The sequence below is a fragment of the Legionella bononiensis genome, from assembly GCF_016786215.1.
Taxonomy (GTDB): domain Bacteria; phylum Pseudomonadota; class Gammaproteobacteria; order Legionellales; family Legionellaceae; genus Legionella; species Legionella bononiensis.
This window is the reverse complement of the sequence record NZ_JADOBG010000013.1, coordinates 20,839-38,008: the sequence shown is the minus strand read 5'-3', so window position 1 is coordinate 38,008 and position 17,170 is coordinate 20,839. Positions and strand designations below refer to the sequence as shown.

Here is a 17,170-nt window from a genome sequence, read left to right as displayed (position 1 = left end):
ATCCTTCACTACGTTCAGGATGACAGAACTTAACCGTCATCCCGAATGCAATGAGGGATCTCCTGAGTGTGGTGCAATGTCTGCATTTGGAGATCCTTCACTGCGTTCAGGATGACAGAACTTAACCTTCATCCCGAATGCAATGAGGGATCTCCTGAACGTGGTGCAGTGTTTGCATTTGGAGATTCTTCATTGCGTTCAGGATGACGAAATTGCGAAGATACAAAATCTGGTTGTAACTCTCCGGTCTAAATTAAATGTTCCAATTTTGTTTATCTTTTCAGTCCTGTTTTAAAAAATCCAATGTAATAAAGTGAGTTGAAGTAATGGGTGATACAGTACGCGAAACGCATGATTGTTCTGTGGTAGATGATGATTCAACATCGATGTCGTATGCCAACATAAATCAGTTATATCCTGATTTGGTCATTATAAAGGATGGTCATTACAGAACTCAAATTGGAGGTGCATCCAAACCTTGGATACTGTTTAATTCCAAAGATACTTCTCAGCCCCCAAAAATCAAAGATTCAATATCTTTTGCCAATGTTTATAATGAATACGGTTCAAGCAGTGATTTTATTGAGTCGCCATGGAAAATTCATCTCAGTATACACCCCGATGATCTGGGTAAAGCATGGGATATTATTTATCCCTTATTGTCTTCGCGAGGATTCCCCGTTTTTAAAACGACACGATTGGCTGTTTCACGAGTTTTATACAATCAAATGCAGCAGGTAACTCCTGAGTTTTTGGAGAAGCACAATCTGTCTGTAGAGGATAAAAATCAGTCTCTTCAGGATATCGTTCGAGTGTATAACGGGATGCAGATTACCATTTATATAGAGCGTGGAAAAGAGAGGGCATACAATGCTCTTTTGCAAGAAATCGAGCCTCTTTTATATAAGGCAGGAATAACCCCTGGTATTATTGATAAAAGCGACCGTGCGCTAGGCATTTATAGTTCAGTGCGACATGTGGGTAAAGGCTATACGTCACATGAAAAAGTTTCTGGCTATAAAGCAGCCGAAGAGAAAGACATTTTTAAAGCAATTAAATTTAAACTGAAAGACATTCATATCAATTGGAATACTCTGGATTACAAAAGGCAAATTTTAAAAGCTCAAATGACTTTGCAACAAGTAGTTGATGCCAGAAGAAAGTATGAACTGGCAATCTTCAATAAATCTGAATTCATACAGGTTTGTGATGTAGCAACTGAGTATTTTGATCGCTGGCATCATTTGATTAAACGAGCGCCTGATGCAACGGATCTCTCGACCAAGAATCAGGGCATGATGGAGCAATTTAAAAAATGGATCTCTGATGGTCAGCACCTGATCCCTTCGATTAGAAAAGAAAAAATCAGAAAAATCAAAGAGGCAGAGGACATACTTCATGCCACTTCTGAATCATCCAGTCTTAATGATATTCCTCCGCAGAGAATTCAAAGACAGCTTGCCCGGAAGAATTTATTGGGCACTTTACCACCTGATTTTCTCAAAAAACATTCGGGTATCCTGTCTGTTCCGAGTGAGAAAAAAGGTGATACAGCGAGTATTATCAGAACATTGTCTGAGCAAAGAAGGGAGACTTTTGATCGTTTGAAGTCAGTTACCGTCCCTCAGAAGAAAAGAACCCTTTTTTTACAAGAGAGTGCGATTCTACCCGTTTTTCAAGTTAAGCCTGATACAAGTAGAAAACTGTTTGCGGGACAAAAAGTTGCAACTACAACTTTATCAGAACAGCAAAATAAGGATTTGCAGCATAATAAAGCAAGGTTAACTTCCAATCCGGGACTTTTTGAACATTATTTCTGGTTGGGAGGATTAAGTGGTGCCACTCTTGGATTGATAGGGGGGGCAAGTTTCATTGTGTTCTTTTTACCGTTGACTCTGGAATTGACGCTGATGGCTGTAGCACTGGCAACTGTTTTGACAGGAATAGGTTTTCTAACCGGTAACTTTATTGATGCGTCATTTTTGGGGCGGACTACTCAAGAGAATGAGAATACCCAGGCTTCTGAATCTTTATCTCCCGCGAGGTTGTCTCTTGTACCGGAATTTCGTCGAGTGGCCTCCGCTCCTGTAGTGAAGAGCGAACAGGAACGTTCTATACCTTGGAATGTTGGATTGCAACCGGATACGGTGAGTACAACATCCGATAAAGATGAACTGATTGTAAATAATAGGGCTAATTTATAATATAAAAATACATTTTAGCTTGCCTTTAATCTGTGTCGAATTTAATATGACCGACCTGAAAAATAACAACAATAATAAATTGAGGACATAACGTGAAAATCAATCCAAATAAATTTTTTAGACTGAACGAAAATAAAGGTTCAACTGATGACAAGCGAATAAAACAGGACGAAACACCCTATAAATACACTCAAAAAGCTAAGGGAACACTTCACCATTATATAAATGCAGAAGTTCGAGATGTCCTTGAGGAACTTCATGGTGACTATCAAGATGACTATGACAGTGATTCTGACTATGAGATGAATTCCGAAGAGGATTCAATTGGCATGGGTTCATCAATTCGAGTAGGGCATTAATCCTGGTTTTAGAGCGAGCGTTAGTTTTATCTAACGCTCCATTTTTATTAGAATGTAAGTCTTATGGTTTAAATACAATGGCAGCTCCAACTGCTGTTATCACGCCGAGAGCGGTTAAGGCAGTGAAAAAGGTATAAGGATTATCCTGTACGAAATTTTGCGGTGCATCGGAAGGTTCTGTTTTGTTAACATCAGCTTTTATTCTATTACTATTTTGAATAATAGTGATTATACGATTTTCAGCCGCTGTATTGGATGACAGTAAAGGTTTGTAATGATTCTGCCAAAGAGTTTGTGCTTGGGTTACCTGAGTAGATAATTCCGGGGATGTTACAAATTGGTAATTTGCACGCGCGGTGGCTTCAAAAAACGCAGCAGAGAATTGAAGTTTATCCTGATCCGTCCACAGTTCAGAATCAGGTATGGATGAATTGGAGTGGTATCGGCTCTGTTCCGTATTCTCACCTGCAAAACTGATTATCGCTTGGTCTAACTCTTCCTTTTCAGAAAGGATTTGCGTAAAAAAATCCAGGCATGTTAAAACAAATTCCTTTTCAAACTGGGTCATTTTCATTTCTCAAAAAGGCACACTATAAATTCGTTTACATTTTAGATCAACATGAAAATTAATGCGCATGTTTCTACTTCCAATTTAGGGGAAATTGATTAATAGTCGTGTTTCATAATATAATCATCAATGTTTTTTTAAAAAAAAAATCAATTAACTAAGGGTATTCATGAAACTATTAGCTACCGTGGGTGCTTTTTTATTTTCGGGAATTGTTGCTGCTACACCACTTAATAATGTCGTTATATTCGGTGATAGCTTATCTGATAATGGAAATTTATACGAATTCATGCAACACCAGTTACCTCAATCTCCTCCATACTTTGAGGGGCGTTTTTCAAATGGCCCTGTTTGGATAGAACGCTTGATCGCTTCCTATTTTCCTAATGATCCTGCATCACACCTGAACGATTATGCTATTGGTGGGGCAGGAGTTTCTGAAGAAGATGAAGACGATGATGTTTTATTTACTCTTAGAAGAGAAATTAAAACATATCTGCTGGCCCATGAAGACAAAGCAAGCGAAGACAGTCTTTTTGTTGTTTGGATAGGCGCGAATAATTACCTTGGGATGCCCAGCGAAATTGAACAAACATTGATTGATGTCAACACAGGCATTACCCATGGTTTGCAAAAACTGGCTGAAAAAGGTGCGAAACACATCCTAGTTCTTAATTTACCTGATTTAGGCAGAACACCTGCTGCCATAGAGTTTGGTTCGATTGATACTATGAGTTATTTTTCAAGCCAACATAATGAGGCGTTAAATAAAACGCTTGCCAATATGAAACAAAGCTATCCGGATGTGAATTGGTTGTATTTTGATATGAACTCGGCATTTAATGAAGTATTGGAACATGCAGCAGATTATGGCATCACCAATATAACAGGAACTTGCGCGAATTCGATAGCGGATGACTTCACCCGTAAATCTGTTTTAAAAATGGTGTCCAAAGTGACTCCTGGAAAAACAAGAGATGGATGTGATGGTTATCTGTTTTTCGATTTAGTTCATCCTACCGCATTTGCGCATCAGCTAATGGCAGATAAAGCTCGCGTCATGCTTGATGCTGCTGGTGTTGAACTTTCTGATAAACCCGTTTAATACTGTATTAACCGGGATACACCAATCCCGGTTCGTTATTCGATCAACTCTATAGGGACATATGGAACGAATTACACGGATGATCCTTATTTTTTTCTTTATTTCTTCCAGCTTATGGGCAGATCAATTAGAAATAACAGTAGATCAAAATTCTGTTCGTTTGCCCTATTGGCCTGCGCAAAAGATGCATTATGGCGCGGTGATGATTGTTCGTGGAGGGGAGCAGCCACAATGGTCAGAGTTATTGGCTCAGTGCGCAAAACAACTGGCTGCAAATGGTTGGTCTGTAGTGCTGTTAAATTGTAATTCACCTAATTCTGTCCCCTGGATTAAACAGGTACCCGAAGTAATCAGTTCTTTAAGACAAAATAAAAACAAACGCATTATCATGATTCATTATGGTGAGCAATTAAATCAATCGTTTGATTACTTCAGTAAGCCGCAATCCAAGATGATTAATGGATTGGTGTTGATTTCAGCATATGGCGAATCCACTAACAAGGATAAATCACCTTCGTTCCGCTTTCCCATTTTTGATGTTGCTGGTCAGTTTGATTACGATAATGTATTAACTCAAATGCATCATAGAAAAAAAGAATTTAAGGAGCGGCCTTATCTTGCTGTAGAAATGCCAGGCGCAGATCATGATTATGAATACAATCAACGTTTATTAGTCTCTTTTGTACACGGATGGATGACTAAGTTGCCAGAAACACAAGCACAGCCTCGTCCTATACTAGAGTCCTATATTGAACCTGTATATTCCTCTCAAAGTCAGATTGTTTCTATTGCTCATTCGGATTGGACTGGCTTTATAGATAATCCTGTCGAACCTTGATGGATTACCAACCTTTACTTTGACAAATGAGCTCATAAGCTTTCATGATTTTATGTGTTTTATCATTAGCCAGTTTAATCATTTCTTCTGGTAATCCCTGCGCGATTAATTTATCGGGATGATTACGGCTCAATAGCCGTCTGTAAGCCCGCTTTACTTCTTGTTTACTGGAGTCGGGACTTACTTCAATTAAAGCATAGGCATGTGCCAGATTATTTTGTGGGGATTGCGGTTTGTATTGGTACTGCTTTTGTGATGATGAGGAGTGACTGTATTCCTTATAATGGTGCTGTTGTTGCTGTTGCTGATGCGTTTGTTGTTGAGTCTGCTCTTGCTGTTGTTGTGCATAGGAACTGTAATTGAAATCCTCGTAAAATCGATATTGCTTATGCAGTGGTGCAAAACCTAAACAAGCAAAAACAATATCCAGTACTTTAATTTTTGTGGTTGTCAGACCATCCACCTGGGCGGCACGATATTGAATGTCCACGAATAGTTTCAGTAATTCGCGGTTATCTCTGCATATTTTTTTTAATTGAAACAGTGCGGAATCTAATTTAAACTGTTTTTGTTTTCCTTCATTGAATAAACGTTTAGCAAGCGTTTGTTGCTCAGAACTCAGGCGCATCTCCTTCATGAGTAATTTTGCCATGTTAATTTCTTGTTCTGTAACACGACCGTCGGCTTTTGCTATGTGTCCCATAACTGAAAAAGTGGTTTCAAAAAAAGCTTTTTGGACTGCTTTTCTTTTTTCGGAAAGATAGTACCAATGTGGGTTGGTAAAATGGCTGGCTAATCCTCTATCAAAAAAATTACCAACAAGGATACCAAACAGAGCTCCAATAGGTCCTGCGGTTAAGAATCCAAAGAAAGCTCCGAGAAGTTTTCCCCACCAAGTGGATAATGTAAAGAATTCCCTAAAAGTCATCGTTGATGTTAATCCTCAAGGGGTATAAATAATTTATGCCGTCATATATTTAATATATGTACAAGAAGTTGAATTATCCAACAGAATTAATAAAAAAGCCAATTTTGTAATAGAGTAATAATGAATTAAATCTAAAAGTAAAACTGTTGAGCAAACTCAATTGAATCACATTTGATGCGATTAGCCTGTTTTGATGAATTTACTAACTTAAAGGGAATCTGGAGTACTTGTCAACAGCAGGTAATGCAATTCAATTATGATATATCGCACAATTCACTGTTTTGGGTATATACTGTGCCCTTTTGGGATTTTGGTACACCTCTATGCGACTGATTTATTCATTTTTAATGTATCTGCTTACTCCTTACATACTCCTCCGGCTCTGGTGGAAAGGTAGAAAATTACCGGGATACAGAACGCGAATATTGGAGCGTTTTAGTATCGGTATTCATGATAGCAAACCAGTAGACGTCTGGCTTCATGCTGTTTCTCTGGGTGAAGTTATTGCAGCCATCCCCTTGATTGATGCCATGCTGGAGAAGCATTGGTCTGTTTTGGTTACGACTATGACGCCAACCGGTTCAGAACGAGTAAAAGCGCGTTTTGGTGATAAGGTGGCACATCGTTACATACCTTATGATTTACCTGTGGTACTCAAACGATTTTTCAAGCAGGTACAACCTCGCATTGGGGTCATTATGGAAACTGAATTGTGGCCTAATTTAATTAATCAGGCCCATGCAGCTAAAGTTCCCTTATTGCTGGCTAATGCACGCTTATCCGAACGTTCATTGAAAGGATATCTGAAGCTTAAAGTTTTATTTAAACCTGTTCTGAATCAATTTTCCGCCATTTTGGCTCAGAGTGAAGATGATGCAAACCGGTTTATCGCTCTGGGAGCCAGGACTGATATAGTTCAGGTTTTGGGAAATATGAAATTTGATTTACAAACCAACACAATCGATAGCGCACGGTTTAATGAGTTAAAAAGTCATTGGGGAAGTGACCGAGTTGCGGTCATTGCCGCCAGTACTCATGATGATGAAGAATCACGTATTTTGTCCGAGTTACCGCGTCTGCAAAAAGCGATTCCTAACGTGGTATTATTAATAGCTCCACGTCATCCAGAGCGCTTTCAAACGGTGTATCAGCTGAGTGTTCAAGCTGGATATAATACCGGCTTGCGAAGTGACCTGAATACCGTCTCAAGCGCAAACGAAGTAGTGATTTTAGATTGTCTTGGTGAGTTGTTAGGTTTATTTCAGATTAGTGATTATGCCTTTGTTGGGGGGAGTCTGGTGCCAGTAGGAGGGCATAATGTTCTGGAACCTATTGCCATGAATGTTCCTGTTTTAAGCGGAAATCAGGTCCATAATTTTAAAACAATTTGTAAGGACCTCGAAGAAGCCCAGGCGATACAGATCGTAAGTCAGGCAGATGAATTAATCGACGCCATTATCAAATTACATCAAGATAAAGTATTTCAAAATCGAATGGTAGAAAATGCTACTGCAGTTCTTGAGCAGAATAAAGGCTCCGTAATAAAGCATATACAAAAAATTGAATATACGATGAACCCAATAACGCTCTGTCGTTAATCTCATCAACTCTGGGTTGACGCTTTATGTCGCGTCAACCTGCACTATCTAAGATCACACACCTTTTTTTATTCTGTTGTTTGTACTGAATGAGAGAGTTTTTCGATAAATTCATTAATACAATGCTGCACTTCACTAAAATGGATTAACCAGGGGCAATGGCCTGCGGCGGGTATAATTTTATTAATAATATTAGCCGATTGAAATCGTTTATCCTGGGTAAAGATCTGCGGTGGGCATATCCAGTCATTCTCACTGGTAATCGTCATCGCAGGAATGTGTGAGGGAGACCATTTGCATTGATAATCAGCATAAAAATTTTGTATGGTGTAGTAATACGATTCGTTATTAAATGCAAAATGGGGAATCATCAGTTCACCAAGTGATAACTCTTCAGGAGTAAAACAATAATATTTATAGGTTTCCCAAAATTTTTTATAGGAGTTGTCTGTGGGATTTAAATGATATTCGCTGGCAGGAGGAACCAAATCGGGTAAATTATGTTGCTGTTGCATTTGGTTGACATGCTGAAAAAAACTATTGGTTGTAGTGGTATTCATTAATACCATACCCGTCAGATATCGTTCAAATTCAGGATAATTTAATAAAAACATACCCGCGAAGCTGTGAGTGACCAGGATGGGGTTGGAGAGTGATTTTAATAGTTCGATGAGACCATCTTTCCAGTGATTAAAATCCAATAGTCCTTCCTGGTTTGTGCCGTCTTTGGGGAAGTCCAAAAGCAGAACAGAGCCTGGTATTTGTATTTTCTTACAGAATTCAATTAAATATTCAGAACCGAGTCCAGGTCCACCTGGTAGAAATAACCAGTTATAACCGGAACCTTCCTGTATTCGATTTATTCTGTAGCCATATTTTGTATGCATCATAAGAGCCTTAAAGCATTTGTTACATTGATTTATATAATGATGCAGAGTGATTTGAGAGCATGTCCCAGTATTGTATCGCTTCTAGGACGAATCTGGTGGATGCCGGGGTTTGCTTGTTCTCTCTGCATCAGCTAACTCGTTGAGAGTATGTTTTTGATGTCTATCCAGAGAATGAATTAGTACTTGTGCATCGCTATGAGTCCTAAAGTCTGATGTTTATACCCGTCATCTCAGTTATTTAAAGATGACGGGTATTAAGCGGTTTCGTGACGGGGCATGAACATTGATGAACTAAAAGGTTAACGTGTTCTTTATGAACCTTGATTTTGTCGTTCCTTGATTTCTGATAAAGTTTTGCAATCGATGCATAAAGTTGCCGTTGGTCTTGCTTCCAGTCTTTTCAGACCGATTTCTATGCCACAGGCTTCACAGTAACCAAAATCGTCATTTCTTAATCGTTCCAGAGCATCTTCAATTTTTTTAATGAGTTTGCGCTCACGGTCACGTGTGCGTAATTCGATACTGAATTCCTCTTCCTGGCTTGCTCTGTCAGAAGGATCAGGAAAATTGGCTGCTTCGTCTTTCATGTGCGTCACAGTTCGGTCAACTTCTTCCATTAATGATTGACGCCAGGCCAGCAATATTTTTTCAATATGTGCTAACTGCTTTTCATTCATATATTCTTCCCCATCAGCTTCCTGATAAGGGGCAATTCCCATGCTTCCTATTGCGTCGTTTTTCACGTTGTATAATCTCTCATTGGTTTTATCAATTAATTGTTCTGTCATTTTGGCCTCCGTCTCCCACTGTTACTCTGAAACGAGTTTTACAGAAAATGGCTAGGTATACCAAATAACTGCAGCATCATCAACAAAATAATGGTACATATTTATTTGTTTAAGGATGCCAACCTCCACTAACCCTATCATGACCTTGAATATCCTGCCAACTCCGAACTTTTTTATATCCTAATTTATTAAGTATAGCGCTAAGATGGATTTTTTGATCGTATCCATGTTCAAGTAAAAGCAAGCCACCGGGTAAGAGGCATTCATAACTGTGCTGGATAATATATTGTAGATCAGCTAATCCATCTTGACCACTGGCTAAAGCACTTAGTGGTTCAAATCTGATATCTCCCTGTTTTAAATGAGGATCCTGCTCAGCAATATACGGCGGATTGGAAATAATAGCATGATAATGGTATTTGGGAAGAGTACTAAACCAGGATGAATGATAGAAATGGACATTGGTTATCCCAAGGTTTACCGCATTGTCCTGCGCTACTTTTAAAGCGGCTTTACTAAAGTCAGAGGCAATAATCTTCCACTTGGGTCTTTCACTGGCGATTGCCAGGGCAATAGCGCCACTCCCGGTACCCAGATCCAATATGCAGGTTTCGGGTGTGTCAGGTATTAAATCCAGGGCTAGTTCTACAAGAAGTTCCGTTTCATGTCTCGGGATTAAAGTATCTTTGCTTACTTTTAAATTAAGAGACCAGAATTCACGTTGGCCTGTCAGATAGGCAATAGGTGTTCCTTCAGCGCGTTGCGCGATTAACTGTTGATATGCTTCTAATTGATTCGGGTGTAGCACTGCTTCGGGATGGGCAAAAATATAAGCTCTGTTTTTATTTAATACATGGCTTAATAAGATTTCTGCTTCCAATCGTGATTCAGCATGGGATTTGTCAAGTTGTTGCAAGGCTCGTTCAAGAGCCGTGCGAATATCAATCATGTCGGCCCAATTCCGCAAGTAACTCAGCATGGTATTCGCGTTTTAATGAATCGATTACCAGGGATAAATTTCCTTCCATTACGTCGTTGAGTTGGTAAATGGTCAGATTGATCCGATGATCAGTCAGACGCCCCTGAGGGAAATTATAAGTACGGATGCGTTCGGAACGATCTCCTGAACCAACCAGTGATTTACGGGTTTGTGCCTGTTCTTTTTTTTGTTTGCTTTGTTCTGCGTCCAATAAGCGGGTTTTTAACAGGGACATCGCCTTGGATCGATTTTTATGTTGCGAACGTTCATCCTGACACTCAACGACAACACCTGTCGGGATGTGAGTAATTCGAATCGCGGAATCCGTTTTGTTTACGTGCTGGCCGCCCGCTCCAGATGAGCGGTAAGTATCAATGCGTAAATCATCGGGATTTATTTGAATTTCATCAATTTCCTCAACTTCAGGCATGATGGCTACCGTACAGGCAGAGGTATGAACACGCCCCTGAGATTCGGTTTCAGGAACACGTTGTACACGATGTGCGCCTGATTCAAATTTGAGTTGGGAATAAACTGCATTGCCGCTGATTCTGGCAATTATTTCTTTATATCCCCCGTGCTCACCATGGCTGGCACTGATTAACTCAAGCTGCCAGCCTTGGTTTTCCGCGTATCGGCTGTACATACGATAAAGATCACCAGCGAAAATCGCGGCTTCATCTCCACCTGTTCCTGCGCGTACTTCCAGATAGATGTTTCGTTCATCGTCGGGATCTTTAGGAATTAAATGCCATTGTAATTGCTCATCCAAATCTTCAATCAGCTGTTTTGCGCCTTCCAGCTCCTCTTCTGCCATAGACGCTAACTCTGCATCATCGCCTTCCAGCATTTCTTGCAGGGAGTTCAGATTATTTTTGGCCTCGATATAAGACTCATAACAGGTAGCGACGGGTTCCAGTTGTGCGTATTCTTTAGATAACGATTTGAACTGATTTTGGTCGGCGATTACGGATGCTTCAGACAGTAAACGACCGACTTCCTGAAAGCGTTCCAACATTTGCTGTAATTTTAATTCAAGAGATTTCTTCATAAGGTGTTTGACATAAGGTTGTAGTATTAAAGAGGTATTGTGCCAAAGCCAATAAATCTTCACGTCCATCCCAGGCTATTTGTCTCAGGCCGGCAGTTGGATTGTGAATTAACTTATTGACCAGGCGCTCGCTAAATTCACTTAAAACAGAAGACTGACTTTCTCCTGCGGATAATTTTTTCAGGGCACGTTGTAATTCCAATTGAGCCAAATGTTGCATTTGATTACGATAATCACAGATTACGTCTTTGGCTCTTAACGAGCGATGCCAGCGTATGTAGTTATCAAGCTCGCTTTCTATTAATTGTTCTGCCTGAAGAGCTGCATTGCGTCGTTCATTCATCCCATTTTCTATCATGATTTGCAGATCATCGATATTATAGAGTTGTACCTGATCCAATTCGTTAACATTGGTTTCAATATCTCGAGGAACTGCTAAATCCAGAAAAAACATGGGTGCATAATTTCTTTGTTTCAGAGCATGTTCGACCAGACTTTTATTAATGAAGGGGAGGGGGCATGCGGTTGCAGATATTACGACATCAGCCTGAGGAAGGTACTGAGGAATATCGCCAATAGACAGTGTGTTTCCTCCGAAAGAATCGGCAAGTTTTTTCGCATTTTCAAGGGTGCGACTTGCAACCATAAACTGATTTACACCGTGCTGGTGTAAATATTTGGCTACCAGGGAAGTAGTTTCTCCCGAACCTATTAAAAACACATTCAGAGATCGGAAATTGGTAAATAATTGGCCGATCAGTTGCACTGCTGCATAGGCAATAGATACCGGGTTTGCTCCAATTCCACTGTGTGTTCTGATTCTTTTTGATGCACTGAATATGTATTCGAATACTGGCCTTAGTTGAGATTTGACTGTGCCTAATCGGCATGCTTGATGATAGGCTTGTTTCATTTGGCCAAGGATCTGAGGTTCGCCTATCATCATGGAATCCAGTCCGCTGGCGACTCGCAGAGTATGTTTTATACCCTGGTGACCTTCATGCATATAGAGAAAAGGAGTCAGTAAATCTTGCGGTATGTGATGTTCATGAGCTAACCAGCCTGCGAGAACGTTGGGATCATCCGTATCACAGTAGATCTCAGTGCGATTGCATGTTGATAAAATAGCGGCTTCATTAATTTCAGGAAGACTCATCAGTCTATTTAATAATGAATCCTGCATAGCAGGGGGCAGAGCGACTTTTTCACGCACGTTTATTGGAGCAGTTTTATGATTGAGCCCGCAAGCAACAAACACCATGGAATCTGAATTCTTAGTTAGGACTCGCGAAAATTGCCCGATATCTTCGTTAAAGGATTTTTTTAATCAGGGAATTTTAGGGTTATTCGTAAGTCGTGTTAGTAATAAAAGTTAATTGATAGATTGTAACCGATTTGCGGTCAAATTTGTAGACACTGAAGAAATTCCTTGTATTTCTAAAGAACTTTTTTATTTTGCCGCCAACAATGATAGCCACTTTTTGCACACAATGTGTAATCTGAAAAGGAGCGTCAAATGGATATTATCCTTCAAGGTCAACATAATGCTGATGAAACAGTGAAGAGTCTGGAGCGAGTATTGCAATTATTTAAAGAACGTTATCATGTCGAAGGATTTCGTGAAATACATTTAACCGTTACATTAGTTGATGAACAGGGTGATGAAGTTGAACTCATTGATAGTGAATCCAATCAAGCCTATCGTGTATTTGAAGTGTATAGAAAAGGCTATGAGTTAAGTGGAAGAAAAGGAATTCCCATGCTGCAATTAGTGGTAGATAATACCAGTAAATAGGTTGGTGGATTTAAAACACGGGAGTTCTCTATGGTTATGGCAGTAATCGCCATAATATTCACACTGATATTAGTCGTGGGAATACATGAAGCAGGGCATGCGTTGGCAGCACGCATGTTTCAAGTAAAGATTAAAAAAATATCAATAGGTTTTGGTAAGCCCCTGATTCAATGGAGCAGTGCCAGTGGATGCGAATGGGTATGGGCTATGTGGCCATTGGGCGGCTATGTTCAATTGCTTAATTCAAGAATAAGTCCGGTGGATCCTGCAGAATATGCGTTCTGTTTTGACAAGAAACCAATCTGGAAGCGGAGTGTCATCTTGGTTTCTGGTGCTTTAGCCAATTTGATTACCGCCTGGTTGGCCTTTGTTTTAGTATTCTATATAGGTCTGAATTATCGCTTACCTTTGGTGCAATCCGTTCAATCCAACAGTATCGCTGCTCAGGCCGGCGTAATTTCTGGTGATCAATTTATTGCTGTTGATGGGTACAGTACGCCATCGTGGCAGGATGTTGGGATGCAACTGGTGATTCTGTGGGGAAAAAAAGAGGTTAATATCTCTTTGAAACAGCTTGATAATCAAGAAATCAAAGAGTTAACAATCAATTTAAGTCAGATAAAATTTACTGGCAATGAGCGTTCGCTTTTGTCTGGTCTTGGTATTAAACCTGATTTATCAGCCCCAACTGGATTGATGCAAGCATCTTCATTGTTCCAGGCCATAAATAAAGCAAACAGTGCTATGGTACATTTATTTTATTTTTTTCTGATGATATTAAAACAATTAGTTACCGGGGTTATTCCGTTTACCATTTTGCTGGGTCCTTTAGGATTGTTTGCAGCTTCTGTTGCCTCTTTGATACAGGGAATTGTTGTCTTTTTCTATTTTATAGCCAGTTTAAGTTGTGCTGTTGCATTGGTAAATTTATTTCCCGTCCCAGGGCTTGATGGTGGGTCTATACTCTATGCGCTTATTGAAAAAATCCGCGGAAAACCTATTTCTGTAGCAATGGAAGTCTTATTACATCGATTGATGGTCATTGTGTTTACCGTGGTGCTGGTTAATCTTTTAGTGAATGATTTGACCCGATTTTTACATTAATCCGGATGAGTTGAATGGGATGATGTGCTCTTACTCTGGTTTGAAAAAGAGTTTATTTTTATCCTGGTTTATCAGGTATCGATTGAGTCACTGTTCTGGCACAGCACCATACATCGACTTGTTTAACTCCAGTTTTTTTTAGGGTCAAGGCTAATTCATTAGCAGTATTTCCGGTAGTGAGGAGATCATCAATGATAGCAACATGTTCATAAGGCAAGGGCGTTGCATGAAATGCCTGACGTACATTTTTTTGTCTTTGTTTTCTGTCCAGACTGGCTTGAGGCTCTGTATTCATTCTTTTTTGGCAACTGGTTAAATCATAAGGTATCTTTAATTTTCGAGCTAATTTTTTGGACAGAAGAGCAGCTTGATTGAATCCACGTTGCTTGATTCTGAGGGGATGCATTGGGACCGGGATTAAGCATTGAGGGATATCTTGCGTTTTTTGTAAGGCATTAAGCATTAACTGACATAAAAAATTACAGAGGTGGAGGCCATTTTGGTATTTGAATTGATGAATAAGGCTGCGCAAAGGTTCATCAAAAGTATAACCAATAATCGCTTTATCATAATGCGGTGGTTTTATAATACATGAACCACAAATGAGGTATTGTTCATCAGGAAGCGGGGATGCACAATGGATGCAGGCAGATCCTAAAGGTTTTATCAAGCCAACACAAAAAGAACATACTGCAAGAGGTCCTTTATGAAATTGGTTGCAGAGTGTGCATATTGAAGGCAGACGCAAACTCTGTGTTATACTGAGCAATTTCTGGCGCACGAGCGTTGGATTTCCTATATATTAACTTTTCCTTGGTCTTAATGATGGCTGTCAAAAATGAAATTAGCAAGGCATTTAGCAAACATGCCGAAGAATACGAACGCGCCGCCAAGGTCCAGCAAGAGATTGGAGAGCGGTTGTTTGAGAGGCTTCATTATTTGAAAATCGCTCCTCAGCGAATTCTTGATCTGGGATGTGGTCCTGGCTCGTTTTCAAGGGAATTATCCTTGTTTTATCCTAAAGCTCAGATTATTGGATTGGATCTGGTCCCAGGCATGTTAGCTCTCGCCAGAAAAAAACAGACCTGGCGCCGAAAATGGTCTTTAGTCGCCGCAGATATGCAGCATATGCCTTTTGCAACCGGAATGTTTGATTTGGTGTTTACCAATCAGGTAATCCACTGGGCTAATCCAATGGCGCAGGTTTTTCGTGAAATTAATCGCGTGATGAATGTTAACGGCTGTCTGATGTTTACAACTCTGGGCCCCGATACGTTCAAAGAGCTAAAAATGGCCTGGTCTGGTGCGAATCATTATGCTCATGTTAATGAGTTTAGTGATATGCATGATATTGGTGACAGCCTTATGGCAGAGCATTTTTTAGATCCTGTCATGGATATGGAATTATTATCGGTTCACTATGAGACCCTACCCAAATTAATTTCTGCACTGAGAGCTCAGGGAGTACGAAATATAAATCCTGAACGGAATCACGGTTTAACCGGTCGGACTGCATGGCAACAATTTGAAAAGAATTACTCGGGGCTGATTGCTGATAACGGTAAGTATCCTTTGACTTATGAAGTAGTGTACGGACATGCATGGAAGGGCGAACAGAGGAAAACTGATAAAGGCATTGAGACCATAATCCCGGTATCACAGATTCGCATTAATAAAGCTTAGATAGAATGAATACTTTTCATTATTATGCGAATCTGTCAACACTCCCAGGTTTCATTACTCAGGAACAATTGCTTCTATTGTGTAATTGTCCTGTTAATTCAATTAAAGCGGTGGCTTTTTGATCAAATACTGTGAGTGAATCCAGGGCAAGTTGATAATGCTCGGCAATTTTCTCTTCCAGTTGTTGTTTGGTATAGAGTGTAGCAAAAGTGGTTTTTTGATTTGCTGTATCTGAGGATCTCCCTTTACCAAGAAGGTTTGCTGGCGCATACCGATCCAGATAATCGTCTTGCATCTGGAATACCAGGCCGATATGTTGTGCATACTCTCTAAGCGCTGTTTCAGTGTGTTCATGAGTTGTCTTTTGCGCAGCTAATACCATTTCAAAGCAGGCCATGATCAATTGACCGGTTTTGAGAAGGTGTATTTTTCGCAGTTCTTCTTCAGAAACTGAAGAAAATGCCAGTTTGGTCAGATCAAGGCTTTGTCCGCTAACCATGCCGCTTACACCGCTGGCTCTCACTAAGGTTCTGGTAATTGAAACAATCTGTGATGGACTTAATAATCCTGGTAAATGGGTTAATAGTACTTCAATAGCCAATGCCTGCATTCCATCGCCAACCAGAATTGCGGTAGCCTCATCGTACGCTTTATGACAACTTGGTTTTCCCCTACGTAAATCATCATCATCCATTGCAGGAAGATCATCATGAATTAATGAATAACAATGCGTTAATTCTATTGCTGCGGCAATAATATCAAGAATTTGAATATCGATGTCGAGCAGTTCACCAGTTAAATAAACCATGATAGGCCTGATTCTTTTGCCGCCTGGGAATAATGAGTAATTCAATGCTGAATAGATACGATCTGCAGGTATATGCGTGGTATTCAGTATCTGTTTGAGGCAGTTTTCATGACGTTGGATATAGGTATCAATCACTTGTTGGCTCATCCGATTGGGCTTCAGAAGTAGAATGAGAAGCAGTAAGCGTTTCGATTTTTTGTTCGGCCTGATTCAGTACATCCTGACAACGTCTGGCTAATCCAATTCCTTTTTCAAATTGTTTTAGCGAGTCTTCAAGAGACAGTTCCCCTTTTTCTAATTGTTTTACTATTTCTTCGAGTTCTGTTACTGATTGTTCGAAATTAATGCCTTTACTCATAAGAGTTCTCAATATCCTGAAATGCTGTGATTATACTGAGTTAGGCTAAGGATTCAACTTGCAATTGGCGTTGAATTGGGGCACATGATGACGGGTCTCTTCAATTAAGAAAAT

18 protein-coding genes are annotated in these 17,170 nt (G+C 39.9%); 8 read left to right on the top strand and 10 right to left on the bottom strand.

Features of this window, described 5'->3' with window-relative positions:
* Window positions 1-326: 326 nt before the first annotated feature.
* Window positions 327-2,204, top strand: a complete 1,878-nt coding sequence (locus IZU94_RS09910) for a hypothetical protein (protein WP_203110268.1) — start codon at window positions 327-329, stop codon at window positions 2,202-2,204.
* A 92-nt stretch (window positions 2,205-2,296) separates the two neighbouring features.
* Complete coding sequence (locus tag IZU94_RS09905) at window positions 2,297-2,563, top strand: hypothetical protein (RefSeq protein ID WP_203110266.1); 267 nt, start codon at window positions 2,297-2,299, stop codon at window positions 2,561-2,563.
* 61 nt (window positions 2,564-2,624) lie between these two features.
* Here the strand turns inward: IZU94_RS09905 and IZU94_RS09900 are convergent, their stop codons facing one another.
* Window positions 2,625-3,131 (bottom strand): hypothetical protein, encoded by a 507-nt coding sequence (locus IZU94_RS09900; protein WP_203110264.1) that lies wholly within the window; start codon window positions 3,129-3,131, stop codon window positions 2,625-2,627.
* Window positions 3,132-3,300: 169 nt separating this feature from the next.
* Between IZU94_RS09900 and plaA the strand changes: the two genes are divergently transcribed.
* Both plaA and IZU94_RS09890 read left to right on the top strand, forming a co-directional pair.
* Entirely contained in the window at window positions 3,301-4,236 is a 936-nt protein-coding gene (gene plaA, locus IZU94_RS09895) for a GDSL family lysophospholipase PlaA (RefSeq protein ID WP_203110262.1), read from the top strand.
* 61 nt (window positions 4,237-4,297) lie between these two features.
* Window positions 4,298-5,074 (top strand): alpha/beta hydrolase, encoded by a 777-nt coding sequence (locus IZU94_RS09890; protein WP_203110260.1) that lies wholly within the window; start codon window positions 4,298-4,300, stop codon window positions 5,072-5,074.
* Window positions 5,075-5,078: 4 nt separating this feature from the next.
* On the opposite strand, the gene djlA is transcribed toward IZU94_RS09890, so the two are convergent.
* Window positions 5,079-6,002 (bottom strand): co-chaperone DjlA, encoded by a 924-nt coding sequence (gene djlA, locus IZU94_RS09885; protein ID WP_203110258.1) that lies wholly within the window; start codon window positions 6,000-6,002, stop codon window positions 5,079-5,081.
* 323 nt (window positions 6,003-6,325) lie between these two features.
* Between djlA and waaA the strand changes: the two genes are divergently transcribed.
* The gene (gene waaA, locus IZU94_RS09880; RefSeq protein ID WP_203110250.1) at window positions 6,326-7,600 is read left to right on the top strand and encodes a lipid IV(A) 3-deoxy-D-manno-octulosonic acid transferase; all 1,275 of its coding nucleotides are present in this window, start codon (window positions 6,326-6,328) and stop codon (window positions 7,598-7,600) included.
* Window positions 7,601-7,668: 68 nt separating this feature from the next.
* Here waaA and IZU94_RS09875 read toward each other — a convergent pair whose 3' ends face one another.
* The 5 genes from IZU94_RS09875 to hemA all read right to left on the bottom strand — a co-directional run bounded on the left by IZU94_RS09875 (window position 7,669) and on the right by hemA (window position 12,569).
* Window positions 7,669-8,490 (bottom strand): alpha/beta hydrolase, encoded by an 822-nt coding sequence (locus IZU94_RS09875; protein ID WP_203110248.1) that lies wholly within the window; start codon window positions 8,488-8,490, stop codon window positions 7,669-7,671.
* A 311-nt stretch (window positions 8,491-8,801) separates the two neighbouring features.
* Entirely contained in the window at window positions 8,802-9,278 is a 477-nt protein-coding gene (gene dksA, locus IZU94_RS09870; RefSeq protein ID WP_028384317.1) for an RNA polymerase-binding protein DksA, read from the bottom strand.
* Between the two features lie 109 nt (window positions 9,279-9,387).
* Window positions 9,388-10,227, bottom strand: a complete 840-nt coding sequence (gene prmC, locus IZU94_RS09865; RefSeq protein ID WP_203110246.1) for a peptide chain release factor N(5)-glutamine methyltransferase — start codon at window positions 10,225-10,227, stop codon at window positions 9,388-9,390.
* Entirely contained in the window at window positions 10,220-11,308 is a 1,089-nt protein-coding gene (gene prfA, locus IZU94_RS09860) for a peptide chain release factor 1 (RefSeq protein WP_203110244.1), read from the bottom strand. The genes prmC and prfA overlap by 8 nt, the downstream gene beginning before the upstream one ends.
* Complete coding sequence (gene hemA, locus IZU94_RS09855) at window positions 11,292-12,569, bottom strand: glutamyl-tRNA reductase (RefSeq protein WP_203110243.1); 1,278 nt, start codon at window positions 12,567-12,569, stop codon at window positions 11,292-11,294. Before hemA ends, prfA begins: the two co-directional genes overlap by 17 nt.
* A 255-nt stretch (window positions 12,570-12,824) precedes the next feature.
* Between hemA and IZU94_RS09850 the strand changes: the two genes are divergently transcribed.
* Together IZU94_RS09850 and IZU94_RS09845 are read left to right on the top strand one after the other, a co-directional pair.
* Entirely contained in the window at window positions 12,825-13,103 is a 279-nt protein-coding gene (locus IZU94_RS09850; protein WP_203110241.1) for a hypothetical protein, read from the top strand.
* 30 nt (window positions 13,104-13,133) lie between these two features.
* On the top strand, window positions 13,134-14,207 hold the full coding sequence (locus tag IZU94_RS09845) for a M50 family metallopeptidase (protein ID WP_203110239.1): 1,074 nt from the start codon (window positions 13,134-13,136) through the stop codon (window positions 14,205-14,207).
* Between the two features lie 58 nt (window positions 14,208-14,265).
* Here the strand turns inward: IZU94_RS09845 and IZU94_RS09840 are convergent, their stop codons facing one another.
* A complete protein-coding gene (locus tag IZU94_RS09840; RefSeq protein WP_369410910.1) occupies window positions 14,266-14,988 on the bottom strand; it encodes a ComF family protein in 723 nt (240 codons plus the stop codon).
* A 44-nt stretch (window positions 14,989-15,032) separates the two neighbouring features.
* Between IZU94_RS09840 and bioC the strand changes: the two genes are divergently transcribed.
* Window positions 15,033-15,890, top strand: a complete 858-nt coding sequence (gene bioC / locus IZU94_RS09835) for a malonyl-ACP O-methyltransferase BioC (RefSeq protein ID WP_203110270.1) — start codon at window positions 15,033-15,035, stop codon at window positions 15,888-15,890.
* Between the two features lie 58 nt (window positions 15,891-15,948).
* Here bioC and IZU94_RS09830 read toward each other — a convergent pair whose 3' ends face one another.
* Window positions 15,949-16,845, bottom strand: coding sequence for a polyprenyl synthetase family protein (locus IZU94_RS09830; protein ID WP_203110237.1), 897 nt, complete (start codon window positions 16,843-16,845; stop codon window positions 15,949-15,951).
* Window positions 16,826-17,056, bottom strand: coding sequence for an exodeoxyribonuclease VII small subunit (locus tag IZU94_RS09825; protein WP_203110236.1), 231 nt, complete (start codon window positions 17,054-17,056; stop codon window positions 16,826-16,828). Before IZU94_RS09825 ends, IZU94_RS09830 begins: the two co-directional genes overlap by 20 nt.
* Between the last annotated feature and the right edge of the window lie 114 nt (window positions 17,057-17,170).